Annotated in this window: 22 protein-coding genes; 6 read left to right on the forward strand and 16 right to left on the reverse strand. The window is 53.5% G+C overall.

What is annotated here, in order from left to right:
- Positions 1-12: 12 nt before the first annotated feature.
- The 4 genes from rodZ to ndk all read right to left on the reverse strand — a co-directional run bounded on the left by rodZ (position 13) and on the right by ndk (position 3762).
- Positions 13-1005 (reverse strand): cytoskeleton protein RodZ, encoded by a 993-nt coding sequence (rodZ, locus tag ACZRKO_RS11410; protein ID WP_463737283.1) that lies wholly within the window; start codon positions 1003-1005, stop codon positions 13-15.
- Complete coding sequence (pilW, locus tag ACZRKO_RS11415) at positions 995-1756, reverse strand: type IV pilus biogenesis/stability protein PilW (RefSeq protein ID WP_463737539.1); 762 nt, start codon at positions 1754-1756, stop codon at positions 995-997. Before pilW ends, rodZ begins: the two co-directional genes overlap by 11 nt.
- 112 nt (positions 1757-1868) lie before the next feature.
- Complete coding sequence (rlmN, locus tag ACZRKO_RS11420; protein WP_463737284.1) at positions 1869-3077, reverse strand: dual-specificity RNA methyltransferase RlmN; 1209 nt, start codon at positions 3075-3077, stop codon at positions 1869-1871.
- A gap of 259 nt (positions 3078-3336) precedes the next feature.
- Positions 3337-3762 carry a nucleoside-diphosphate kinase gene (gene ndk / locus ACZRKO_RS11425; protein WP_463737285.1) on the reverse strand — a complete coding sequence of 142 codons (426 nt, stop codon included), beginning with the start codon at positions 3760-3762 and terminating at the stop codon, positions 3337-3339.
- A 427-nt stretch (positions 3763-4189) separates the two neighbouring features.
- Between ndk and ACZRKO_RS11430 the strand changes: the two genes are divergently transcribed.
- The 3 genes from ACZRKO_RS11430 to ACZRKO_RS11440 all read left to right on the forward strand — a co-directional run bounded on the left by ACZRKO_RS11430 (position 4190) and on the right by ACZRKO_RS11440 (position 8122).
- A complete protein-coding gene (locus tag ACZRKO_RS11430; RefSeq protein ID WP_463737286.1) occupies positions 4190-5767 on the forward strand; it encodes a PTS transporter subunit EIIC in 1578 nt (525 codons plus the stop codon).
- A gap of 22 nt (positions 5768-5789) precedes the next feature.
- The gene (locus ACZRKO_RS11435) at positions 5790-7178 is read left to right on the forward strand and encodes a 6-phospho-alpha-glucosidase (protein ID WP_463737287.1); all 1389 of its coding nucleotides are present in this window, start codon (positions 5790-5792) and stop codon (positions 7176-7178) included.
- A gap of 104 nt (positions 7179-7282) precedes the next feature.
- Positions 7283-8122, forward strand: coding sequence for a MurR/RpiR family transcriptional regulator (locus ACZRKO_RS11440; RefSeq protein WP_463737288.1), 840 nt, complete (start codon positions 7283-7285; stop codon positions 8120-8122).
- On the opposite strand, the gene sseB is transcribed toward ACZRKO_RS11440, so the two are convergent.
- From sseB to trmJ, 5 genes are all read right to left on the reverse strand, one after another.
- Positions 8105-8962: an enhanced serine sensitivity protein SseB gene (sseB, locus tag ACZRKO_RS11445; protein WP_463737289.1), complete on the reverse strand. Its 858-nt coding sequence runs from the start codon at positions 8960-8962 to the stop codon at positions 8105-8107. The two genes, ACZRKO_RS11440 and sseB, sit on opposite strands and share 18 nt — an antisense overlap.
- Positions 8963-9032: 70 nt before the next feature.
- A complete protein-coding gene (pepB, locus tag ACZRKO_RS11450) occupies positions 9033-10343 on the reverse strand; it encodes an aminopeptidase PepB (protein ID WP_463737290.1) in 1311 nt (436 codons plus the stop codon).
- Between the two features lie 102 nt (positions 10344-10445).
- Entirely contained in the window at positions 10446-11615 is a 1170-nt protein-coding gene (locus ACZRKO_RS11455; RefSeq protein WP_463737291.1) for an IscS subfamily cysteine desulfurase, read from the reverse strand.
- 174 nt (positions 11616-11789) lie between these two features.
- A complete protein-coding gene (iscR, locus tag ACZRKO_RS11460; RefSeq protein WP_140470973.1) occupies positions 11790-12284 on the reverse strand; it encodes a Fe-S cluster assembly transcriptional regulator IscR in 495 nt (164 codons plus the stop codon).
- A 104-nt stretch (positions 12285-12388) separates the two neighbouring features.
- Positions 12389-13117: a tRNA (cytosine(32)/uridine(32)-2'-O)-methyltransferase TrmJ gene (gene trmJ / locus ACZRKO_RS11465; RefSeq protein ID WP_463737292.1), complete on the reverse strand. Its 729-nt coding sequence runs from the start codon at positions 13115-13117 to the stop codon at positions 12389-12391.
- Positions 13118-13244: 127 nt separating this feature from the next.
- Here trmJ and suhB point away from each other — a divergent pair, with 127 nt between their 5' ends.
- A complete protein-coding gene (suhB, locus tag ACZRKO_RS11470) occupies positions 13245-14048 on the forward strand; it encodes an inositol-1-monophosphatase (RefSeq protein ID WP_463737293.1) in 804 nt (267 codons plus the stop codon).
- An 84-nt stretch (positions 14049-14132) separates the two neighbouring features.
- Here the strand turns inward: suhB and ACZRKO_RS11475 are convergent, their stop codons facing one another.
- Together ACZRKO_RS11475 and ACZRKO_RS11480 are read right to left on the reverse strand one after the other, a co-directional pair.
- A complete protein-coding gene (locus ACZRKO_RS11475; RefSeq protein WP_463737294.1) occupies positions 14133-15149 on the reverse strand; it encodes a nickel/cobalt transporter in 1017 nt (338 codons plus the stop codon).
- Positions 15140-15811 (reverse strand): DUF1007 family protein, encoded by a 672-nt coding sequence (locus tag ACZRKO_RS11480; RefSeq protein ID WP_463737295.1) that lies wholly within the window; start codon positions 15809-15811, stop codon positions 15140-15142. The genes ACZRKO_RS11475 and ACZRKO_RS11480 overlap by 10 nt, the downstream gene beginning before the upstream one ends.
- A gap of 203 nt (positions 15812-16014) precedes the next feature.
- Here ACZRKO_RS11480 and csiE point away from each other — a divergent pair, with 203 nt between their 5' ends.
- A complete protein-coding gene (gene csiE, locus ACZRKO_RS11485) occupies positions 16015-17307 on the forward strand; it encodes a stationary phase inducible protein CsiE (protein ID WP_463737296.1) in 1293 nt (430 codons plus the stop codon).
- On the opposite strand, the gene ACZRKO_RS11490 is transcribed toward csiE, so the two are convergent.
- Together ACZRKO_RS11490 and glyA are read right to left on the reverse strand one after the other, a co-directional pair.
- Positions 17304-18452, reverse strand: coding sequence for a 3-phenylpropionate MFS transporter (locus ACZRKO_RS11490; RefSeq protein ID WP_463737297.1), 1149 nt, complete (start codon positions 18450-18452; stop codon positions 17304-17306). The genes csiE and ACZRKO_RS11490 overlap by 4 nt on opposite strands.
- A 177-nt stretch (positions 18453-18629) precedes the next feature.
- Positions 18630-19883 carry a serine hydroxymethyltransferase gene (glyA, locus tag ACZRKO_RS11495; RefSeq protein ID WP_463737298.1) on the reverse strand — a complete coding sequence of 418 codons (1254 nt, stop codon included), beginning with the start codon at positions 19881-19883 and terminating at the stop codon, positions 18630-18632.
- Between the two features lie 372 nt (positions 19884-20255).
- Here glyA and hmpA point away from each other — a divergent pair, with 372 nt between their 5' ends.
- The gene (gene hmpA / locus ACZRKO_RS11500) at positions 20256-21446 is read left to right on the forward strand and encodes an NO-inducible flavohemoprotein (protein ID WP_463737299.1); all 1191 of its coding nucleotides are present in this window, start codon (positions 20256-20258) and stop codon (positions 21444-21446) included.
- 70 nt (positions 21447-21516) lie between these two features.
- Here hmpA and glnB read toward each other — a convergent pair whose 3' ends face one another.
- The 3 genes from glnB to qseG all read right to left on the reverse strand — a co-directional run bounded on the left by glnB (position 21517) and on the right by qseG (position 24073).
- Entirely contained in the window at positions 21517-21855 is a 339-nt protein-coding gene (gene glnB / locus ACZRKO_RS11505) for a nitrogen regulatory protein P-II (protein ID WP_169405210.1), read from the reverse strand.
- A gap of 125 nt (positions 21856-21980) precedes the next feature.
- Positions 21981-23318: a two-component system response regulator GlrR gene (glrR, locus tag ACZRKO_RS11510; protein ID WP_463737300.1), complete on the reverse strand. Its 1338-nt coding sequence runs from the start codon at positions 23316-23318 to the stop codon at positions 21981-21983.
- A complete protein-coding gene (gene qseG / locus ACZRKO_RS11515) occupies positions 23315-24073 on the reverse strand; it encodes a two-component system QseEF-associated lipoprotein QseG (protein WP_463737301.1) in 759 nt (252 codons plus the stop codon). The genes glrR and qseG overlap by 4 nt, the downstream gene beginning before the upstream one ends.
- Between the last annotated feature and the right edge of the window lie 15 nt (positions 24074-24088).

The following is a 24088-nucleotide window of genomic DNA, read 5'->3' on the forward strand; positions in this document are numbered from 1 at the left end:
CGGGCCGCCGACTTATTCGGCAGCCAGAGTAAATCGCGCAACACGGCTTGATTTAACAAAACGGCTCAAATCAACTGGCTTACCCTGGAACTGGATTTCTACAGCACCCGGTGCACCAATCTTCAGTTTATAAGGGGCAGTCCCTTTCACGCTTAAGGACTCACCGCCCTTCTTCATGCCGCTGAACAAGGTTTTGCCAGAAGCATCGTCAATCTGCAGCCAGCAATCTGACTTGAACGTCAGCGCAACGGCATTTGCGTCAGCACCCGCAGCAGCGGTTTGCGCATTGGCTGTTGGCAAACCGTTCTCAGCCGCAGGTTGGCTGGTAGAGACCGCGACAGGCGCTTGCTGGGCAGGTGGTGCCGGCGCATTCGTCGTCGCAGAGGTATTTACAGGTACTGAATTTGTAGGCTGGGCCGGAACCGCCCCGCTCACGTCATCAGCAGGTGGCGTCCCCTGAGTAGGGTCGCCTTCTGTTGGTGCCGAGTTCGGGTTGTCACCGTTGTTCAGGGCAATTGACTGCCCCTGACCGTTATCCTGATTTAACTGTGCCGATGACTGTTCGGCCATCGTGGAGATCTCTTGCTGCTGTGCCTGATGGTTTTGCCACCACCATGCACCGGTCAGACCGATCACCACGAACACCACCAACCAGGTAAAGCCCATCAGCCAGCCATCACGTTTCTTACGTGATTTGCCGAGTGAGAAACCTTGCATGGAGGCTACTTTCGGCACTTTTATTGGCGCTTGCTTGCCAATCATGCTTGAAAGTTCGTCTTCAGGAACATGAACTAATTTAGCGTAAGAACGGATGTAACCACGCAAAAACGTCGGCGCGAGATCGGCCGGCGTGGTCTCTTCTTCAATTTGGCGAATAGTCGAGACTTTCAGACACAGGCGTTCTGCAACGGCCTGATGAGTAAGTCCCAGCTGTTCACGAGCTTGACTCAGGCGTGCGCCTGTCGTCATTGTGGCTTTATTTTCTTGGGAGGCTTCAGTATTCATTAGCTAAGAACTGCTGGTACTGTTGAGATTGTGGAAAACTTCGCGCCAGTTGCTTACCGTAGCGCTGAACGCTAACCGGGTTGCTTGCTGACGCAGCGAATCGAATCTGTAACATGAGGCTTTCAGCACTGGCTGGCAGAACATGTTGGTAAACATCTAACAGTAGTTGCGCCTGCGCGCGTTTCCCTTCACCAAATTGTCTGGTTGCCTCAGCAAGCAAAGGTGCGCCTTTATCAGGATCAATTTTTAATGCCCGACTTAGTAACACGCGTGCTTCCTCATTCTGATTGGCCTTCAGAAAACAGTAGCCTGCGTTTTCAAGACTGTCAGCCACCTGACCGTAATCAGGGACATTGACAGCCGCGCTAAACTGCTGTTGTGCCGGTACATACTGCCCTAAACTACACAAAAACGCACCGTAATTATTCAGCACGGTTCCATTTTGCGGAGCCAGCTTCAAAGCCTGCTGATAACGGCTTTGGGCGGCGGCGTTATCGCCGATTTTTTGCTCGTAAAGCGCCATGCCTAACTGGGTGCGGTAATCATCCGGTGCACCCTCCGCGGCCTTCTGTAAATTCTGCTTAGCAGCGTCCATATTGCCCTGAGACAAATAAGCCATACCCAGCTCAAGACGGGTTTGTGAAGCACCGGTCGCCGTTGCCTGCTCAGTCTCATGTTTCGAACCTGAACAGCCTGCTAACAGGCAAACTGTAAAGCTTAGCGCAACCGCCCGTCTCCATCTGCGTTTCATCGTCATGCGTAAATCCCTTTATTCTGTCACCGGCCCGACTTCAGAAAAAACATAACTTTTTGCCTTACACCCTGTTAAACGCAGCATAAGGCATAACAGCACATTACTGCGTTCAGACTGCCTTGATGGCGATAGATTCACCGGCCATCTTTTTCTTTAAAACGCGCTTGGTTCGGTCGATAACTTCGCCCGCCAGCTGACCGCAGGCGGCATCAATATCATCACCACGGGTTTTACGCACAATCACGGTAAAACCATAATCCATTAATACCTTGGAAAAACGGTCGATCCGGCTGTTCGAGCTGCGGCCATACGGCGCGCCGGGGAACGGGTTCCATGGGATCAAGTTGATTTTACACGGCGTATTTTTCAGGCGCTCAGCTAACTCGTGCGCATGCTCGGTACCATCATTGATATGGTCCAGCATCACGTATTCGATTGTCACGCGGCCCTGATTGGCGTTGGATTTACTGATGTAACGCTCGACGGCTGCCAGGAAAGTATCGATGTTGTATTTGCGGTTGATCGGGACAATTTCGTCACGAATGGTGTCGTTCGGCGCATGCAGGGAGATGGCCAGCGCCACGTCAATCATGTCACCCAACTTATCCAACGCAGGCACTACACCGGATGTAGAAAGCGTTACGCGGCGCTTGGACAGACCAAAACCGAAATCATCAAGCATGATTTCCATGGCCGGAACCACGTTGTTCAGGTTGAGCAGAGGTTCGCCCATGCCCATCATCACCACGTTGGTGATAGGACGCGTACCGGTCACTTTGGCCGCGCCAATAATTTTCGCCGCACGCCACACCTGACCGATGATCTCGGACACGCGCAGGTTACGGTTGAAGCCTTGCTGAGCGGTAGAGCAGAAGGTGCACTCCAGCGCACAACCGACCTGTGAGGAAACGCAAAGCGTGGCGCGGTCGCCGTCCGGGATATACACGGTTTCGACCTGCTGGTCGCCCACTTTGATAGCCCATTTAATGGTGCCATCGCTGGAGCGCTGTTCCAGAGCCACTTCCGGCGCACGAATTTCGGCAACGCGGGCCAGTTTTTCACGCAGCGGCCGATTGATATCGGTCATCTGCTCGAAATCATCGCTGCAATAATGGTACATCCACTTCATGACCTGATCAGCACGGAACGGTTTCTCGCCCATGTTGATAAAGAACTCACGCATCTGTTTGCGGTTAAGATCAAGAAGGTTAACTTTGGCAACCGCAGGCTCAACAGTTTTCACTGCATCAGCGGCTTGGGAAATGGGTTCTGCAGTCAGTTCAGACAAGTCTTGCTCGGGCGTGTTTGATTCAAACATAATACGAATTGGCCTCGTTGTTACACGTTATGGCATCAGGGAAGTGCAGAGCTGATGAAAAGCAGCCTGCAATACATTTTTAACAATAGCTTTAACTTTAACTAGTGCACGTAAAAAAACTTACGCCCCAAAGAGGCTGGCTCATTCGGGGCGCAACATTGTACAAATTCTAGGGCAGGGTTTCTATGTTTGAAAGGCCAGACCCACATATTTATTGTATCTGTGGGTGAATGCTTCCAAAAATCCCGGCCAAAAAATCTTAGCGCGGGCAGATTTCGCTTTCGGTGAAGAAATAAGCGATTTCGCGTTGTGCTGATTCAACCGCATCAGAACCGTGAACGGCGTTAGCAGTGAAGCTGTCAGCGAAGTCAGCACGCAGGGTACCGGCCAGTGCGTTGTCCGGGTTAGTTGCGCCCATGATGTCGCGGTTACGCTGAACGGCATTTTCGCCTTCCAGAACCTGAACCACGATCGGGCCAGAGGTCATGAATTCAACCAGACCGTCGAAGAAGGGACGGCCTTTGTGCTCAGCGTAGAAACCTTCAGCCTGCTCTTTAGTCAGCTTCAGCATTTTAGACGCGATGATGGTGAAACCAGCACGTTCGAAACGCGCGTAGATTGCGCCGATGTCGTTGTTAGCTACGGAGTTTGGCTTGATGATGGAAAAAGTACGTTGGATAGTCATGTAAAACCTCTGGCTGACTCTTCTAGGTAGGGCCGGTTAATTTAATGTTATACCTGCCGTAAAATGGCGCAGATTATAGGGGGCGAAGTTAAGATTGCCTACCTGAATCACAACATTTCGTTAAATAAATGTGTCCTTATGCCACATCCTTCACGAAAGTCGCCGCGCTTTTAATGAACCGCTTAAAAACTTCACACTCCGCGTCATGCCCTTATCTCTTCGTCCCCTTGTCCTGACGAAATGTTAAGTCGGTCACAGTGTCAAAGGTTACATGTAACCTTTGCAGTTATTTGTTTTTAAAACAATCAGATAACTCGTTTACTGTTTCCCATCCTGCTAGCTTTGATGCCGTACCTGTGGCGATGCATCTGTTGCCAACATCACGTCCCCAATCTAAATCACAAAAAATAACCCTTGAGGGCATGTTATGAACAAAGCGGTCAATCTGCTGCAAGACTTTGGCAAGTCACTTTACGGCCCCGTATTAATCCTGCCGATCGTCGGGCTGTTTATCGCACTGGGAAATCTGTTTGGTAACGGGAATCTGACGGAGTACCTGCCCTTCCTCGCCCACCCTGCAGTGCAGGCTTTGGGGCAACTGGTAGCGAAATCATCCGTCGCTATTCTGGCCAATCTGGCGCTGCTTTTTGCCGTGGGCATTCCGGTCGGGCTTGCTAAGCGGGACAAAGGTTATGCCGCGCTGATCGGTCTGGTAATTTTTATCATTTTTATCAATGCCATGAACATTACCTTGCAGATGCAGGGCAAGCTGGTGGCGGCGGATGTGATGCGGGCGTCGGGGCAGAATCTGGTGCTTGGTGTTCAGGTTCTGGAAATGGGCGTGTTCGCGGGCATTCTGACGGGAGCAATCTCCGGTTATCTTTATAACCGCTATTCCGGCAAACAGTTTAACGGCGTCATGGCGATCTATTCTGGCCACTGCTTCGTCGCAATCCTCGGTATTCCTCTGGCGATTTTATTCGGTTTCGTCATGAGTGAAATCTGGCCGTTTGTTCAGCACGGTATCAGCGCAATGGCGTACGGTATCCGCGGCGCAGGTCCGGTTGGCGTGCTGATTTACGGTTTTCTTGAGCGGATTTTAATCCCGACCGGGCTTCACCATCTGATTTATACCCCCTTCCTGTATACCGAGCTCGGCGGCTCCCGCGAAGTCTGTGGTTCGCTGTATCAGGGAGCGCGCAATATCTATTTCGCCGAAATGGCCTGCCCTGCGGTGAAACAGTTGAGCGCTACTGTCGTATGGGACGCGCGCGGCATCAGCAAGATGTTTGGCCTGACGGCAGCCGCACTTGCGATGATTGTCACCGCGAAACCTGAGCGCAAGACGGCGGCCAAAGCCATTCTGATCCCTGCCGCACTGACCTCCTTTTTACTGGGCGTGACCGAGCCGCTGGAGTTCTCCTTCCTGTTCGTCGCCCCTATGCTGTTCGTTACACACTCTGTGCTGACGGGCGTCGGCATGATGCTGTTCTACCTACTCGGCGTGCACGCCATCGGTGCCAACGGCCTGATTGATTTTGTGCTCTATAACCTGCCACTCGGGACTGAGAAATCTAACTGGCCGATGTACATCCTGGTCGGGCTCATCATGTCCGTACTCTACTTCGTTATCTTCCGCTTTATGATCCTGCATTTCGATATGAAAACGCCGGGGCGCGAAGAGGATGACAGCGACACCCGTCTTTATTCTAAAGCGGATTACCAGCAACACGCTTCTCATACCAAACCTGCCATGCAGGTCGCCGGCGAGGCACTGGATCTTGGGTTACGCATCATTGCCGGACTTGGGGGGAAGCAGAATATAGAGGTGGTGGATAACTGTTACACCCGCCTACGGGTGACGGTATACGACACCCAAAACATTGACGAGCAACTGCTTAAGAACACCGGTGCTAAAGGGGTTATCCGGCAGGGAAATAATGTTCAGGTGGTCTACGGACTGCACGTAAAAAAAATGCGCGAAGCCGTAGAAAATGCACTGTAAAAATTCTAAACGAGGAACAGATATGACTGACCCTATGAAAAACAACGTTCAAACTCAAGGCCCTTTCATTCTGGCCATTGCCGGTGGCGGCAGTACTTACACGCCCGGTATCGTCAAAAGCCTGATGGTAAAACTGGCTGAATTCCCCCTGTCTGAAATTCGTTTATATGACATCGACAGCGAACGCCAAAACGTGATTGCACCGGTGGTCGAAAAAGTCATACGTGATCACAGTGACAGCATCAAATTCACCGTCACCAGCGAACCGGAAGTGGCATTCAGCGGCGCGCACTTTGTCTTTGCTCAGATGCGGGTCGGCCAGTACAAAATGCGTGAACAGGATGAAAAGATCCCCTTACGCCACGGCGTTGTCGGCCAGGAAACCTGTGGCCCCGGGGGATTGGCTTACGGTTTGCGCACCATTTTACCTATGGTAGAACTGATCGATCTGGTCGAACGTTACGCGGATAAAAAGGCCTGGATTGTCAATTACTCCAACCCTGCGGCCATTGTGGCCGAAGGCGTGCGCCGTCTGCGCCCTGACGCCCGTGTACTGAATATTTGCGACATGCCAGTGGCCGCCATGCGCAATATCGCCGCGATTCTCGGCGTCGATCGCGATGCGGTTACCGTAAACTACTTTGGGCTCAATCATTTTGGCTGGTTTACCCATGCCTATGTGGACGGCGTTGACCGAATGCCTGAGCTGCGCAAACATGTGGCGAAATTTGGCCTGCTGACGGAAGATGCGGCCGCAACCGACCCGCAACATGCAGACCCTTCCTGGGTAAAAACCTGGCGTAACATTCAGCCATTAATGGAACACTTCCCGGACTATTTACCGAATCCGTATATGCAATATTACCTGATGCCTAATCAGATTGTTGAGCATCAGGATCCCGACTACACGCGGGCCAACGAAGTGATGAATGGCCGGGAGAAAAAACTCTTCGCGGCGGCCGCCGAATATAAAAAGACCGGGATCCTCTCTGACGCCTTCCACGTCGGCGTGCACGGTGCCTTCATTGTGGACGTGGCCCGTTCGCTGGCCTTCGACCTGCGTCAGCGCCATCTGGTGATGGTTGAAAACCGCGGCGCTATTGCCAATCTGCCTTACGACGCCATGGTTGAAGTCCCGGCTTACATCACGTCGCAAGGGCCGGAAGCCATTACGGTTGGCAAAATCCCACTGTTCTATAAAGGCCTGATTGAACAACAGCTTGCCTGCGAACAACTGCTGGTCGAAGCCACCCTAGAAGGCAGTTATGAAAAAGCGCTGCAAGCATTCACGCTCAACCGCACCGTGCCCACCATGCAACACGCTAAAGCCATTTTGGACGACATGATTGAGGCCAATAGCGAGTATTGGCCAAAACTGAAAAAAGCGTTTGTTGACGGCGTTGCACAGTAAGTTGCGCGGCGTATTCCACTTTACGTAAGTCAATGAAAGTGTTTATTGAAACCCCTTCGGGCCCGCTTTAGGATAGCCCCATCTTTCCTGCTGAGGGCCCGTTTGTGGACAACCGCCTTGCTTCACTGCTCCAACGTGCCGAGAACCTGACCCGTGCGGAATACCGCGTTTTATCGCACATCACCGAATACTCCAGCGCGGAAAAAACCGCCCATCAGGCGTTAGATAAACTGACGGTCCGCAAACTTGCGCAAGCAACATTTGTCTCAAGCGCAACCGTGATGCGGCTATGCCAGAAGCTGGGATACAGTGGTTTCAGCGAGCTGCTTTTTCACATCCGCCACCTGCTCAACGAAAACCCGACGCTGCATACGCAGCTACCTTCGCCACCTAATGCGGCGGTTCCTGCGGCTTTCCATGGTTTTGTCGCCAATTATCAGCGCAGCTTCGAATTTGTTACCGCAAATAAAATGCAGGCTTTCGCTCGGTTACTGAAGCAGGAAGAGAGCTTTTTTCTGTACGGCACCGGGTTTTCTCATCTGTTTGCCGGGTATTTAGCCAAGAAATTACAATTGCTCGGTAAGACGGCCTTGTCGTCTGGAGTGGGGGACAGCCGGGGGATATTTTTGAACAATGCGCAGAAATACCGGGTGTTTATCGCCATTTCGCGCAGTGGCGAAACCGCGCAAGTCCTCGATAAAGCTAAAATAGCCCGCAGCATTGGGATGAGAGTGGTTTCGTTTACCCGTGCGTCAGTGAATGCGCTGGGGCCGCTGAGCGATCTGAACTTCCAGTTATTTGACGACGCCGATAACGACGCCGTGGATGCGGGAGAGATCACCTCATTTGAATCCAACCTGATCCTGCTTATCGACCTCTTACTTCTGGCGGCCATCGCCCCAACGTCAGGCGATGGCACAACAGGCTCAGGCTTTGCCGGATGAAGGAATAATATTACGCAGCCAGCTTCCCCACTTGCGCTGATAGAACGGCTGGGTGTGGCTTATCAGGTAATGGCTGATGCCGCGCTCTTTCTCGGAGACGATGCAGAAATCGACCGGCTGATCGTCCGGTGAGGTTTCGCTGGCGACATTGCCTGCCTCGCGGATCAGCGCGTCCACTTCGGCGTCGGTCCCGTCGGCTTCTACGCCGACCAGCAGGTTGGGTAACTCATCGGCCGCTTTATCGTGGATCAATGCCAGAAACGCCCGGCGCACCGGTTTCTTCTGGCTAAACAGCGTGGTCAGGGCATCGATCATCGCTGAAGGATACTCAGGCGGCTGGCCGATCATCAGCTGACTCTCTTTATCCAGCACCAGTTCCGCAGGCGCACTCAACCCGCCTGTGTTGAGCAGCAGGGTTATTTCGCTCGGCGTGAACTCTTTGCCATATTCGGATTTAGGATTGAGGAACAGCTCCTCACCCTGGGTCATTTCAAACAAAACCCTGGCAGGAAGCGCCACAAAAGCCTGCTCCTGCGGGCTTTCTCCGGCACTGGCGCGCTCCAGCACTTCCAGCGACGAGAACAGAGGGATAATCGACGTACCGTCCTGCTTTTCCCAATGCAGCAAATTCAGTTCACTGCCTGCTGTGATCGCCACCTCACCAGCGCCCTCTTCTTCCTGACCGGCATCACCCAGCACGTACACCGTCGCTTCTAGCAAAGCCTGATAGAACGCCGGGCGGTACGCGGCTTCCTTCACCGACAGACGCAGCAAGCGCTCAAGTTCATTTTCATTGTTAGCCGCGGCTGCCGCTGGCAGGTGATCATGCGGGACACTCATGTTCTTTCACTCCGATAAAACGGGGCACTTTTCAGTGCCCCGTTGTGGTCTTTCTGTCATACAAAGAGATTTATTTGGCTTTCGCCAGCAACAGGTTAGCGACGGTACGAACGCCCAAACCGGTTGCACCGGCAGACCACTGATCAGCAGGGCTTTTACGGTAGGTCGCAGAGCAGTCGATGTGCAACCAACCCTTTTTATAGTTCTTAACGAAGTGAGACAGGAACGCCGCCGCCGTACTTGCGCCCGCAGTGTGCGCCGGGCCAGCAATGTTGTTCAGGTCCGCAAAATTGGACGGCAGATGCGCACGGTGGAACTCTTCCAGCGGCAGGCGCCAGAACGGTTCGTGCTCGGCTTTAGCGCTGTTTTGCAACTCAGCCGCCAGTTCATCATCAAAGCTGAACAGTGCGTGGTATTCATTGCCCAGTGCGGTTTTGGCCGCGCCGGTCAGGGTTGCTGCGTCGATCAGCAATTCCGGGTTTTGCTCAGAGGCGTCAATCAGGCCATCAGCCAGAACCAGACGGCCTTCGGCGTCAGTGTTCATCACTTCGACGCTTTTACCGTTACGGTAGCGAATGATGTCACCCAGTTTCAGTGCATTGCCGCTGACCATGTTGTCCGCGCAGCACAGGTAGAGTTTCACACGTTTGGTCAGGCCGTTGGCCGCTGCCAATGCCAGCGCACCGGTCAGGGTGGCTGCGCCGCCCATGTCGGCTTTCATGGAATCCATACCCGCACTCGGTTTCAGACTGTAGCCACCGGTATCAAAGGTGATGCCTTTACCCACCAGGCAGGCGTAAACCGGCTCATCAGCGTTGCCGCTTGGGTTATAGTCCAGTGCCAGCAGCACCGGTGAACGGTCAGAACCACGGCCCACGATATGCAGACCGGCATAATTTTGCTGACGCAGGTCATCGCCTTTGGTGATGCGATAGTTCACGTGACCATTGCCAAATTCGCACATCAGATCTACAGCGCGGGTAGCCAGCTGCTCCGGCCCTAACTCTTCGGCAGGAAGGTTGATGGTGTCACGCACCCAGTCGATGATTTTCAGACGCTGTTGCAGGGTTTGAGTATCTTCGGCTGACAGTTCAGCCCACTCAACGTTGCGGCTGCCTTTTGGCCCGCGGAAGCCCTGCCAGAATGCCCAGCTGTTTTCCAGATCCCAGCCATCGCCGGCCAGTTTTACGTTTTTCACACCCTGACCGTCGATACGGCGTGCCGCACGGGCAATTGCCGTCAGCGCATCGCCTGCGATCAGGTGGATAGTCATGCCTTCTGCATTGGTGCTTAACGTTGCTTTTTCGCCCCAGCGCGCGTCGGCAGGCTGAGAAGAGATGAAAATGGGCATGACTTCATTGGTGGTGACTTCGGAACTCATAACTGCACTCCTGCTTGTTTTTATTCTCAATGAAAGTTCTGTCTTCAATGGCAGGCTTTACGCCCTGACGTTCTACCCGTCTTACTTCAAGCTGCATCTTTGTTAAGAAGAAAAAACGGGCGGTAATTCTCGTAACCGGCTGACCGATTTAACAATCAGTTCAACAGCATAGTCGATCTCTTCTGCGGTTGTGAAACGTCCGAGCGAGAAACGGAGAGAACTGTGGGCCAGCTCTTCACTCAGCCCTAACGCCCGCAGAACATATGAGGGTTCGAGGCTGGCGGAAGTACAGGCCGAGCCGGAAGAGACGGCCAAATCTTTGAGCGCCATAATCAGCGACTCCCCTTCAACGTCAGCAAAACTGACGTTAAGAATATTGGGGGCCGCATGTTTTGGCGCACCGTTGAGATGCACATCTTTCAGCTGCCCGATACCTTGCCACAAACGGTCACGCAATGTATGCAGACGTTGTGCCTCTTCGGCCATTTCTTCTTTGGCGATACGGAAAGCTTCCCCCATGCCGACAATCTGATGCACCGGCAGTGTACCTGAACGCATCCCGCGCTCATGACCGCCGCCGTGGATCTGCGCCTCAATACGCACTTTTGGCTTACGACGCACATACAAACCGCCGATCCCTTTCGGGCCATAGATTTTATGGGCAGAAAAAGACATCAGGTCCACCGGCAGTTCGTTAAGATCTATCGGCACTTTACCCACGCTTTGGGTCGCATCGACGTGAAAAATAATGTCACGACTGCGGCACAGTGCGCCGATGGCGGCAATATCCTGGATCACACCGATCTCATTATTCACATGCATGATGGAAACCAGAATGGTGTCATCTCGCAACGCGGCTTCAATGGCGGCAGGCGGGATAAATCCGTCAGGGTTTGGCGCCAAATAAGTCACGTCGAACCCTTCTTTCTCCAGCTGAAGACAGGTGTCGAGCACCGCTTTATGTTCTGTCTGGCTGGTAATGATGTGCTTGCCCTTGCTGCGGTAGGCGTGCGCGGCACCTTTAATCGCCAAATTATCTGATTCGGTTGCGCCGGAGGTAAACACGACTTCGCGTGGATCGGCATTGATCAGTTCAGCAATCTGGTTGCGGGCGACGTCAACCGCCTCCTCCGCCTGCCAGCCAAAACGGTGTGAACGGGAGGCCGGGTTACCAAACGTACCGTCGAAAGTGAGACACTGCATCATCACCTGCGCAACCCGCGGATCGGCAGGAGTGGTGGCAGAATAATCCAGATAGATAGGTAGTTTCATGGCAGGCGTGCTCCGTACTGCGCGTTGGGGCGAACAAAAGAGTGAAAATCGGGGGGTAGTTTAAAACGGCTTCACCGATTCTTAAAAGGGAAATAGTGCCGTTGCTGAAATGAAAAAAAAGGCTGCCCATGGCAGCCTTCTTCGTTACGCTAAAAACCGTCAGTGTTAAGACACTCAGGCTCTCAGGTTAACGTTGATCGTTTCAAGAATGCGGCTGCTGGTCTGGCGGCGCGGTTCACCGTTCTGACGGTCGGCCACTTCCAGAATCTCCTGGTTATTCACCAGTTCACCCAACGTAATGTTGTTGAGGAAGCCACTGATGCGTTCACTCAGGTCACGCCACAGGGTGTGAGTCAGGCAACGTTCGCCATTCTGGCAGCCTTCTTTACCCTGACAGCGGGTGGCATCGACAGATTCATCAACGGCGGTGATCACGGCACCAACAGCAATCTCACCGGCGTCTTTACCCAACAGATAACCACCACCCGGACCACGTACGCTGGCGACCAGACCGTTTTTACGCAAACGCGAGAACAGCTGCTCAAGGTAGGAAAGAGAGATGCCTTGGCGTTCAGAGATATCGGCTAAAGGTACCGGACCTTCCTGTGAATGCAGTGCCACGTCAAGCATAGCGGTTACGGCATAACGACCCTTGGATGTCAGTCTCATAGCATGGTTACCTGTTGATGAATACGATGGGGTAGAACATGCAAACGAGTCTGCCATTCCCGAGTAAAACAGTCAACTATTTAACCTAGTAATTTACTCAAGTATTATTTAGGGCCTTTATCGATGGAAGTCAAAATGCCGCGCAGGATATTTAACTCCTGAGATTCAGGGCGCGCCCGGGTGAACAGACGGCGCAGTTTGCTCATCACCTGGCCCGGATGTGCCGGACGAATAAAGCCGGTTTGCAGCAGGGTTTGCTCAAGATGCTGATAGAAACGTTCAAGATCATCCACCAATGGATAAGGCGTTTCTTCATACTGAATCTGCGGCTTCGCGGCTTCCAGCAACGCCAGATGCGCAACACGCACTTCATAGGCGATGATCTGTACGGCCATCGCCAGATTCAGCGAGCTGTACTCCGGGTTAGCCGGAATGCAGACATGGTAGTTACATTTTTGCAGCTCTTCGTTGGTCAGCCCGACGCGTTCGCGGCCAAATACCAGCGCGACCGGTGCGGTTTCAGCCGTTTTTGCGCTCATCTCGCCGCACTCGCGTGGCTCAAGCATCGGCCACGGCAAGGTGCGCGAACGGGCGCTGGTGCCGACAACCAGGCTGCAACCAGCCAGCGCTTCGTCAAGCGTATCAACAATTTTTGCATTACCGATAACATCACTGGCACCGGCGGATAAAGAGATGGCCTGAGAGTCCGGTTTAACCAACGGGTTAACCAGATACAGGTTCGATAAACCCATGGTTTTCATGGCGCGGGCGGTGGAACCCATATTGCCCGTGTGGGATGTTTCAACCAAAACGATACGGATATTGTGCAGCATACAGACTCTGAGCGTAGCGGGAAATCACAACAGTTTAACACAACGGTAGTCAATTTCACGAACCCCTGCTATACTGCGCGCCGTTTCCCGTATTCCCGTTCTTTAACATCCTAGTTGGAAGATATCCATGCATCCGATGCTCACCATCGCCGTGCGCGCTGCGCGCAAGGCCGGTAACCTGATTGCCAAACATTACGAAACGCCTGATTCTGTTGAAGCTACACAAAAAGGTACCAATGATTTTGTTACCAACGTAGACCGCGATGCAGAACACATGATTATTGACGTTATTCGCAAGTCATATCCTAAGCACACCATTATCAGTGAAGAATGTGGCGAGCTGGCGGGCGAAGACAAAGACGTACAATGGATTATCGACCCACTGGATGGCACCACCAACTTCGTTAAACGTCTCCCACACTTTGCTGTTTCTATCGCCGTGCGCATCAAAGGCCGCACTGAAGTTGCGGTAGTTTACGATCCAATGCGTAACGAACTCTTCACCGCCAGCCGCGGTCAGGGCGCACAGCTCAACGGTTACCGTCTGCGCGGTACCAACGCTAAAGATCTCGATGGCACCATTCTGGCGACCGGCTTCCCGTTCAAAGTGAAGCAACACGCTAACAGCTACATGAATATCCTCGGCAAACTGTTCGGTGAATGCGCTGACTTCCGCCGTACCGGTTCTGCTGCGCTGGATCTGGCTTACGTAGCCGCAGGCCGCGTTGACGGTTTCTTCGAAATCGGCCTGAAACCGTGGGACTTCGCCGGTGGCGAACTGCTGGTTCGTGAATCTGGCGGCGTAGTGACTGATTTTGTTGGCGGTCACAACCATTACTCTTCTGGTAACGTGGTTGCCGGTAATCCACGCGTCGTGAAAGGTATTCTTAACACCATGCGTGATGAACTGAGCGAAGCCCTGAAGCGTTAATTTCGCTTCCTGCCACTCAGTAATAAAAACGGACGCCAAAAGCGTCCGTTTTTTTATGCCTGAAATGCGTCCACCGGGTGCAACTTACCCGCGGCCAAAAGGACCTATTCCTCCTCCAGCCGACCCGGCGCTGGTACTGTAAAGCAGTACACCGGTCAGCAGCAAAATCACCCCACCCGCCAGTGCCAGAGCCGACCACGCCACGGTTTGCCATGCGGCAGGCGTGCGTTTCGCACTGAGTCTCACCGCCATCGCCCGGCTGTAAAACACCAGCAGACCAATCAGCGATACGGTAATGGAGGTGCCGAGCGCCATCACCAGCGCTGACATCACCCCCCAAAAATAGACGTCAATCACCTTGGAAAACAGCAACACCATGATCGCGCCGGAACAGGGCCGCAGCCCCATCGCCAGCACAATGGTCGCCTGCGTGCGCCAGTCGCTGCCCGCCTCCAACTGCTGGTCAGTCGGCAAATGCTGATGCCCGCAACCGCAGTGATCGCTGTGAACATGACTGTCATCCAGCGGACGCAGGCGCTGAACCGACAGTCCTGACCTGACTGGGAGATTTTTTAGCGTGTGGTAGCAACGCCGTATGGCCCGCCAGCAGAGCAAAACGCCAAGCAGCATCACCAGAATGAAACTGCCCCGCTCCAGCCAGAAACTGCTTTGATGCAGTTGACGCGACGAAAGCTGAAGCACTCCCAGCATCACTGTCACCAGTAACACCGCCACCACTCCCTGCACCACCGCCGAGGCAAATGTCAGTTTTAGACTATTTTTCAGCCGTGAAGGATGCGTCGCCAGATAGGTGGTGATGACAATTTTGCCATGCCCTGGCCCGATGGCGTGGACGATGCCGTAAATCAGACTGAAGCTCATCAGCGTCAGCCCGGCTTTTTGCGGATGGGCTTTCACCTGCTGCAACAACCCGGCCAGTTCCTGATGCAGCTCCCTCTGCCAGACAATGCTGTTGAGCAAAATTCGTGGCCAGTACTGCCAGAACAATGCGCCACCAGCGGCCAGCAGCAGCAAAAAAACCACCAGCGGCCACAAATCCCAAGCCCAGTGACGTGGGCTTTCACTCAACTTCACTGACATTGTAACGTCACCTTTTGTGCAAACTGCTGGCCTAAGTCCATGTCTTCCGGCGGCGCGTCGGCCTTATCCAAAGACAACGCGTAGCTTTGCAGCGAAGCATCAGGCTTCGGGGTAAAAAGCGCGATACTGCACGATTTCGCCAGCTCAGGCGGCAGATGTAACGCACTCTGGTCTTTGTAGGTCATATCCACGAAGTAACTCGGATCGAACGTAGAGAAAATCATCGCTTTTCCACTTAGCGGCTGCGGTATGGCCAGCGGCATCACAAATTCCAGCACCGCCTGATCGCCTTTGCGCGACAGCTTATATTCACTCGGTAAATCCAGATATCTGACCGGTTTACCATCGCGATAAAAATCGGTGAAGTAGTGCTGGCTCAGAACCCGGGCCATGACTTCGGCCGCCAGTTTCTTCCAGATATCCGAATCCGTTTTGGCTTTTTGCGCGTCATACAGCAGGTCCGCCGAGGTGATCTCATCCATGGTCCAGACCATTTTCAGGCCGGTCAGCTGCTGTTGCCGGGTGACCAGCGTGGTTTGCATATCAATAAAACTGTGTGGATGGGCCGAAGCCGCCATCGGCAATACCAAAAAGCTGCTCAGCAGTAAGAAAGTAAAGCGGGAAGCACGCCGGTTCCTGGCGTAAAGAGAGGTCTTTTCCATGATTAAGGCCCGTAAAATCAGTCAATCGTCGCATTCACATGTTACAAAGTAACAGCTTTTTTATAATCGATTAAGCAATCGAAAGAAATATCTGTGATCTGAGTTGTAACCCGGTGTAAAACCGTGAACTTCCACCCGTTGCGCAACAACGCATTTGCTATGCTTGACTTATAATTTCATTTTTAATGGTCACCGATAATTCTATGAGCCTGGACACTAATCCCGTGCCTGAGCTCTCCGGTCAACAACGACGCTGCCATGTTCTGTTGATGCTGTATGCGCCGTTACCGGCGGTGCAACTGGAGACGATCAGCCAAATCAATGGCACAGATCTTCCGACAACCCGGCAGGATATTGCCGAGGTCACCCGTGAGATCCAGCGCTTACACCATCTGGATATTCTCCCTTATGGCGAAGACGCCTGCCAGTTACAGGGTAAATTATTAGACCAGCGGCTATGTCTTTTCAACGGATTACGCCGCGCCCTGCGTACCTCGCCCCGGTTTATCGCCAACCATTTTACATCCTGGCTCCATCAGGCCCTGCGGCCTCACTACGTGGCGGATGACAGCGCCCGCCAGCAGTTGACGAGGCTTATTCAGCAATGCGCCACGCAGCTTGGCCGTGAGTTCAGCGAACGTGATCAGGAATTTCTACACCTCTATCTGCAATATTGTCTGTGGCAAAATGCCGCGCAGAGCGACACACCGTTCAGCCCGGTTGCCTTCGATACATTGCAAGCCCAGTGGCTGCGCGAAAAGCCGGAGTACCTCGCTGCCAGCCATCTGTTCAGCCAGTTACAGCAGCTCAGTGCGGGAAAGCTTGCCGAAGGCGAGCGTGACTTTTTCACTCTGCTGCTCCGGTTGCTGAAAAATCACAGCTATCACAGTTCGGGTTCTGACGAAGATAGGCGCCTGATGCGCCAGATTGAGCGGGTGGTGGAGAGTTTTCAAGATGTCGCTGGTATGAAATTCAGCAGCGACGAAGGGTTAATCCGCCAACTGTTCGCACATTTAGGCCCGGCGATTGAGCGCTGCCATTTTGCTATCGGTATCGATAATTTATTGCAGGACGAAGTGACGCGTATGTACCCGCGGCTGGTGCGCACCACGCGTGCAGCGCTGGAGGATTTTCAGCAGGAGTACCACATTCATCTTTCTGAAGAGGAGGTCGGCCTGGTGGCCGTTACCTTTGGCGCGTGGCTGATGCAGGGCAATGCGTTGCAGGAGAAACAGATTTTGCTGCTGACCCATGATAATCCTCAGCTCGAAGAGGCCGTGGAGCAGCAAATCCGCGAAGCAACCCTGCTGCCCCTCAACATAAAATACCAGACCTTGGCGGAGTTTCAGCAGCATGGTGCGCCGGGCGGCGTGGCGATGATTGTCACCCCCTACGCCACCAAGATAACCGATGCGGATCCTCTGGTGATCCACACCCAACTGCCGCTGGCCAAAGAGCAGCGAAAACGTATCCGCTCGCTGCTCGAAGCGCCTTAAGCCATTGCGCTTGGCGTCACTTTTGGCCGCAGAATAATGGCCGGTGTCGCCACCGCGGCCATCACAAAGAACAGCCCTGCATGCAGGTGTTCAAACAGGAAGCCTGACACCATCGTCATCACCGCCACGCCACCGCCCATCGCCAGCGCCGAGTAAACCGATTGCAGACGGATCACCTGATCGCGTGGTCGTGAGGAAATAAACCGCATCCCCGCCAGATGGCACACCGTAAAGCTGCCGCAGTGCAGAATCTGTATCAGAATCAGCCACGGTAATTCAATAAAGGCGCCCATCATCACCCAGCGCACCACGCCGCAGCATGCTGAGAGTAGCAGCAAGTCCCGCGCGCTCCAGCGGCGGAAAAGCTGATTGCTGAAGGTAAAGACCAGCACTTCTGCCACCACGCCGAGTGACCATAAATAACCCACCACCGATGCGGAATAACCTTTGTCCTGCCAGTAGATGGCGCTGAAACCGTAGTAAGCGGCGTGCGCCCCCTGCAGCAACGTCACGCATAACAGAAAACGCCAGACCGGCGTTTCGCTAAGTAAGGCTTTCCATGAAATCGCCGGGGCCGAGCTTTCGCGCTTCTCCCCTATCGGTTTGACACTTGGGCGCAGCAACATGCCGAGCAGCATCGCCGCGACGCCTACGGTCAGCGAATACAGGATAGCGTTGTGGCCGTAGACAGAGACCAGCTTGCCAGTCAGTGCCGAACCAATCACAAAAGCAATCGACCCCCAGACGCGGACTTTGCCGTAGTCCATATTAATTTGCCGTTGCAGTGTTCCGGCGAGGGCATCGGTCAGCGGCACCAGCGGGCCAAAGAACAGACTGAAACCGGCAATGTTAATCATCAGCCACGCCCAGCCGTTACCGAACCAGTAACCGACGGCAAACGCCAGAGTCAGCAGCGCCAGAATGCGCAGCCCGTTGACTAAATGAGCGGGATCTTTGATGGCGGGGGAAATAATCAAAGTACCGAGGAAGCGTGAAACCAGCCCTGCTCCTAGCAATAAACCGATGCTTTCAGAAGAGATCCCCTCGCCTTTAAGCCACACGCCAAAGAAGGGCAGGAAAATACCGTAACTGAAAAAATAGGTGAAATAGCTGAGTGCCAGCCAGTACGTTGAACGCAATACCATAGTTCCTCCGGTTTGAGGGCAATACTTTGACAGAGGTCACAGTGGCTAGCAATCAGCAGTCGTGTTCAGGAGGGAAGAATGCAAAGCGCTTCACAGTTATGATCTATATCCATAAAAAAACCCGCCTGAGCGGGTTTGATTTGGCTTTCGAAACAGGGCCGGTTCGGTTTTACGCGATTATGCGTAAACCGGGAAACGGGCGCAGATATCGAGAACTTTATTTTTCACGCGTTCAATGGTCGCTTCATCATTGATGTTATCGAGAACATCACAGATCCAGCCAGCCAGTACGCGAACTTCCGCTTCTTTGAAACCACGACGGGTCACAGCCGGAGTGCCGATGCGCACGCCTGACGTCACAAACGGACTTTTCGGATCGTTAGGTACGCTGTTTTTGTTGACGGTAATGTTGGCACGGCCAAGTGCGGCATCGGCTTCTTTACCGGTCAGGTTTTTGTCAACCAAGTCCATCAGGAACAGGTGGTTATGTGTACCACCAGAAACCACTTTGTAGCCACGTTCCATCACGACTGCTACCATCGCTTGGGCGTTTTTAGCCACTTGCTGCTGGTAGGTTTTGAACTCAGGCTCCATCGCTTCTTTCAGTGCTACCGCTTTACCGGCAATCACGTGCATCAGCGGGCCGCCCTGGCCACCAGGGAATACCGCAGAGTTGAGTTTTTTGTAGAACTCTTCGCTGCCGCCTTTCGCCAGAATCAAACCACCGCGTGGGCCAGCCAGCGTTTTATGGGTGGTGGTGGTCACGATGTGCGCGTGTGGAACCGGGTTAGGGTAAACACCTGCGGCAATCAGACCGGCAACGTGTGCCATGTCCACGAAGAAGTAAGCGCCAACGCTGTCAGCCACTTCGCGCATTTTTGCCCAATCAACGATACCGGAGAAGGCAGAGAAGCCACCGATGATCATTTTTGGTTTATGCAGTTCAGCCTGACGTTTCACGTCTTCGTAATCAATGTCACCGCTTTCGTCGATGCCGTAAGGCACCACGTTGTACAGTTTACCGGACAAGTTTACCGGTGAACCGTGCGTCAGGTGACCACCGTGCCCGAGGTTCATCCCCAAAATGGTGTCGCCCGGTTGCAGCAGTGCGGTATAGACCGCAAAGTTGGCCTGTGAGCCAGAGTGTGGCTGAACGTTAGCGAAGTCTGCACCAAACAGCTCTTTCGCGCGATCAATAGCCAGCTGCTCGACGATATCTACATACTCACAGCCGCCGTAGTAGCGTTTACCCGGATAGCCTTCGGCATATTTGTTGGTCAGTTGAGAACCCTGAGCCTGCATCACGCGCGGGCTGGTGTAGTTTTCTGACGCAATCAGCTCGATATGCTCTTCCTGGCGAACGACTTCCTTTTCCATTGCTGCCCACAGCTCAGCATCATAATCGGCAATGTTCATTTCACGCTTTAACATCTGCATCTCCTGACTCAACAAACTAAAAATTAAATGCCCCTTCCGGGTTCTGCGCCACAGTGTAAATGTTTAAGCCGCCTGCGGATAGGGTCAGTTAAAGGTTTTTAGGCAAACGATTGGCTCCAGTGGTAGCAAGGCTTTGATCTGCTAAACACTCTGCATAATCAAGGGAGATTTCTTCAGCACGAGATGCATATTTTTCAGCTTTGTGACTCCGCCCCACGTTTAACAAAACCTTAACACTCACAAGGCTATTTACAGGAATCTTCACTTTCTATAAGATGCATTAAAAATACATGTTTAAACAATATCCCTAAAGACATTGGAGTGGCAGCTGATTAACTTCAAGGGCGAAGGGAAAAGGAGAACACCATGCTTGATGCTCAAACTATCGCGACTGTTAAATCCACAATTCCTTTGCTCGCCGCTACCGGTCCGAAACTCACTGCGCATTTCTATGACCGTATGTTTGCTCATAACCCCGAGCTGAAAGACATTTTCAATATGAGCAATCAGCGCAATGGCGATCAGCGTCAGGCGCTGTTTGACGCCATCTGTGCTTATGCGATCAATATTGAAAACCTGGCGGCGCTACTGCCTGCGGTAGAACGCATTGCGCAAAAACACACCAGTTTCACCATCAAACCAGAGCAGTACGACATCGTCGGCGGACACCTGATTGCCACACTGGATGAAATGTTCAGTCCGGGTCAGGAAGTGCTGGATGCCTGGGGCAAAGCGTATGGCGTACTGGCGAACGTGTTTATTCACCGTGAAGCCGATATCTATCAGGAAAGTGCCGAAAAACACGGTGGTTGGACGGGCACCCGTGAATTCCGCATCAAAGAAAAACAGCCGCAAAGCAGCCTGATCACCTCTTTCGTGCTGGAGCCGGTCGATGGCCTGCCGGTGGCGGATTTCCAGCCGGGGCAGTATTTGGCGGTCTATATCCGCGACGCTTTGCTGGAAAATCAGGAAATCCGTCAGTATTCTCTGACGCAGGCACCGAACGGCCAAACCTACCGCATCGCGGTGAAACGTGAAGATCAGGGTGCGGTATCGAATTTCCTGCACAACTGCGCGCAGCAGGGCGATATCGTTCATCTTGCCGCACCCCACGGGGATTTCTTCCTGAATGTCACCCCGCACACGCCGGTCGCACTGATCTCAGCCGGTGTTGGTCAGACGCCGATGCTCGGTATGCTGAATGTGCTGGCAGCGGGCGGCCATCAGGCACCAGTACAGTGGATTCATGCGGCCGAAAATGGCGCAGTTCACGCCTTTGCCGCAGAAGTGAAAGCGCTCGGCGCACGCCTGCCGCAGCTGGAAAACCATGTCTGGTATAACCTTCCGCAGGAACTCGATCTGCCGGGCGAAAATTATCAGTATCAGGGTCTGATGGATCTCGGCAAGCTGCAAAGCCAGCTGGCTGACCCGACGACCCAATGCTACCTGTGTGGCCCGGTCGGCTTTATGCAGTTCGCGGCGAAACAACTGCTGGCAATGAACATCAGCGAAGACAGAATTCACTACGAATGCTTCGGCCCGCATAAAGTCATTTAAGACCGAACGGCTAAAAGCAAAAAGGCTGACGCCATGTCAGCCTTTTTCGTTTCCAATCCATAACCGCGAATCAGATCGCTTCTTCGTCCTGCTCACCGGTGCGGATCCGCACAACACGGGAGACGTCGAAGACAAAGATCTTACCGTCGCCGATTTTACCGGTCTGCGCAGTGGTCATGATGGTTTCGACACAGGTGTCTACGATGTCGTCAGCTACCACGATCTCAATCTTCACTTTTGGCAGGAAATCCACCATGTACTCCGCGCCGCGATACAGCTCGGTATGGCCTTTCTGACGCCCAAAACCTTTCACTTCCGTGACGGTCATCCCGGTGATCCCGACTTCAGCCAGCGCTTCGCGCACGTCGTCGAGTTTGAACGGCTTAATAATCGCATCAATTTTCTTCATGGCGGACCCTTATCATCATTCATTTGCTCTGCGCCTTTCCTGAGCGGCAGCATGGTTCATATTCGCGCTGCCGTCTTCAACGTACAGGCAGGCGCTAAAGGTATCATAGTAGCAGAGCAGAGTTATCACTCTTTAAAGTCGGCGGCTTCCAGTTCATGACGGGAGAGCAACTTGTAAAATTCGGTACGGTTGCGTCCGGCGATACGCGCCGCGTTCGTGACGTTGCCTTTGGTTATCTGCAGTAACTTACGCAGGTAATTCAGTTCGAACTGATTACGAGCTTCAACGAAAGTTGGCAGCGCCGTGTTTTCCCCTTCCAGCGCCTGTTGCACTAACGCTTCACTGATGACCGGCGCCGACGTCAGCGCAACGCATTGCTCGATAACATTCACCAGTTGACGCACATTGCCCGGCCAGCTGGCAGCCATCAGCCGCTTCATGGCATCGGTGGAAAAACTGCGCACAAAGGGTTTATGACGCAACGCGGAAACTCGCAGAAGATGCACCGCCAGCAGCGGAATATCTTCCGCGCGCTCGGTGAGCGTCGGCAATTTCAGGCTGACCACGTTTAAGCGGTAAAACAGATCTTCGCGGAACTCGCCCTTCTCCATCGCCTTCGGCAGGTTACGGTGAGTGGCTGAAATGATGCGCACATCGACGTCAATATCATGATTACTGCCGAGCGGGCGCACCTTGCGCTCCTGCAATACCCGCAACAGCTTGACCTGTAACGACAGCGGCATATCGCCGATCTCATCAAGAAACAGCGTGCCACCGGCGGCGGCCTGGAACAACCCTTCTCGGCTGCTTACCGCACCGGTGAAGGCACCTTTGGCATGACCGAACAGTTCAGACTCCAGCAACTGCTCCGGCAACGCGCCGCAGTTAATGGCGGTAAAGGCCTTTTTTCCGCGCGGGCTGGCGGCGTGAATGGCCTGCGCCAGCACCTCTTTGCCGGTGCCGCTCTGGCCGTTAATAAGCACGCTGACATCTGACTGCGCCACCATATTGGCCTGTTCGAGTAAACGTATCATCGACGGATTACGGGTGACGATGGCTTCGCGCCAGCTTTCGTCTCCGGCCGGAGATGACAGCGCCAGAGCCGCATCAATGGCTTTGTAGAGCGCATCGCGGTCAACCGGTTTGGTCAGGAAACTGAACACGCCCTGTTGCGTGGCGGCCACGGCGTCAGGGATCGAGCCGTGCGCCGTCAGAATGATCACCGGCATTCCGGGCTGATGCTTCTGGATCTCGGCAAACAGCGCCATACCGTCCATTTCATCCATGCGCAGATCGCTCAGCACCAGATCAATGCGTTCGCGGTTGAGCAGACGCAGAGCTTCCGCCCCGCTTTCGGCGGTGGTGACGCGAAAACCTTCACTGGTCAGGCGCATTCCCAGCAGTTTCAGCAAGCTCGGATCATCATCGACCAACAACAGGTTGGCAGCTTTATGTAGCGTCATGGTCTGTTTTTCTCCCTGTCCGGGGACGTGTAGGTCTCTTCCGGCTTGACGGGTAAAGGTGCGCTGCTGTCACCGTCCGGTGCATCATTTTGCATCTGTTTGCGCGAGGAGAGCTGACGTTCGATATCTGTCAGGTTTTTCAGTTTGCGCTGAGTGTCCGTCAGGCTCGCCTGAAGAGCAGTTTGTTGCTGCGTCATCAGCTCAAGTTTATTCTCAGCCACTTCTTGCTGACGCGCGTTACGGCCTTTTTCATCGCCCAGCGTCACTTGCAGCGTCTGGCGTTCGCGCCAGAGTTGCACCAGCGGGCGGATAGCGCCGGGCATCTGCGCACGGTACTGATTCACATGCGTAAGCAAAGCGCGCCGTTGTTGCAAGTCCGGATCGGTACCAGAGATCAAAATGCTTTGCTTAAACACGGTATCCCAGCTGGTCGGCTTAATCTGCTGGGCCTGATAACGCGCCTGCGTATCACTCATGCGATCGGCGCAATCCATCGCCCGCAGCCAGTAAAGCGAGTTGGTCATGGCATCGCTGTCATCCAGTGTCCATAAGGTTTCACAAGGTGCAAGGCGAAAATCCACCACTTTCGTGGTCGGGATCATATCCTCGACCGGGCGGTAATAGGTATCACTGGATGAATGCGGCGTACACCCCACCAGTAAGGCGGGAGCGGTGATAAGCGCCATCGCGGCACGACGAAAAGTAGCATTCAGCCATTGCTGAAGTGGCAATAAAAAAGGAGTCACAGCGCCCATCAGGCGCTCCTGCAT

This window comes from Ewingella sp. C233, from assembly GCF_055407225.1.